The sequence below is a fragment of the Chryseobacterium sp. DT-167 genome (assembly GCF_058310155.1).
The window spans coordinates 1-1,140 of the sequence record NZ_JBZEEQ010000032.1 but is presented as its reverse complement, the minus strand read 5'-3'; the positions used below and the strand labels follow the sequence as shown (position 1 = coordinate 1,140).

At 69.6% G+C, this 1,140-nt stretch carries 1 protein-coding gene; it reads right to left on the bottom strand.

Going from position 1 to position 1,140, the window contains the following annotated elements:
• On the bottom strand, positions 1 to 1,140 hold a 1,140-nt coding region (locus AC4FQ5_RS19525; RefSeq protein WP_491146147.1), incomplete at both ends, for a helix-turn-helix transcriptional regulator.

Here is a 1,140-nt window from a genome sequence, read left to right as displayed (position 1 = left end):
CTCGTCGCCTCGCGCGTCCCACGTGGCCGTGACGAGCCCGAGCCGCGCCGCGGCGTCGATCGCCTCCCGACGTCCGGACACTCCGAGCTTCCGGTAGAGCGATGCGACTTGCTTCTTCACGGTGTTCACGGAGACGAAGCGAGCGGCAGCAATGTCGGCGATCGTCGCGCCATCGGCGAGCGCGGCGATCGCGTCGCGCTCGCGGGGTGACAAGCGGATACCGCGCCTGATGGACGAGAAGATCTCCCTCGCGGGCTCCCCGCGCAGGAGAAGACGGCCGTGTTCCACCCGCACGCCGAGACGCTCCTGCGCATCGGGGGACAGCTCGCCGACGACACGGGAGCGCACCGGCTCGGGAAGGCTGAGGAGCTCTCGGACCGGGTCGCACCGCTCGCTCATGGCGACGAGTTCGCGCACCCCCCGCCGCACGGCCTCGCCGTCACCGAGCTCACGCGCGGCGGCCGCGGACAGGATGATGAGGGCCACGCGCTCGCGCAGCGTCAGTGTCGGCACGACCAGACCTGCCCGACTGTGCGCTGCGGCTTCCTCGGGATGACCTGTCAGGAGGCCGAGTCGGGCTCGCGCGACGAAACGAGCACCCTTGGGCATGAGCGATGACTCGATCAGCGTGGCGGCTCGTTCCGTCTCGCCGCACGCGAGAAGGAGATCGACGCGAGCGGCCGTCAGGAGCGCCTTCGCCAGTGCAGAGGAGTCGAATGTCGCCGGGTGCAGGGAGACCGTGTGGTCGAGCAGCGCGAGGCCTTCCGCGGGGCGACCTTCGAGAAGAGCGACGGCAGCGGCAAGCGACGCGGAGGCCGACCACAGCTCGACGTCATCAGTCCCGTCACCCGACTCGTCGAGTGCATGCCGGGCCGCCGTGATATCGCCCTGATCGAGAAGAAGGAGGCCGCGGGCGACTCTCGAGGGCAGCCGGATCATGTGTTCGTACCTCACGGCAGCGCCCAGGCCGCGGTCCTTGGTGAGCCACTCCTCGGCCCGACGCGCATCGCCCAGGAGAGCGAACAGGAGGGTGACTTGCGCTGAACCTCCCGTCGGAACGAAGTCCGTGATCGCCGGCGGCACGAACTCGCTTGCGAGCGTACTGAGGCGGAGAGCAGCGGGGAGATCATTCCGGAGCAC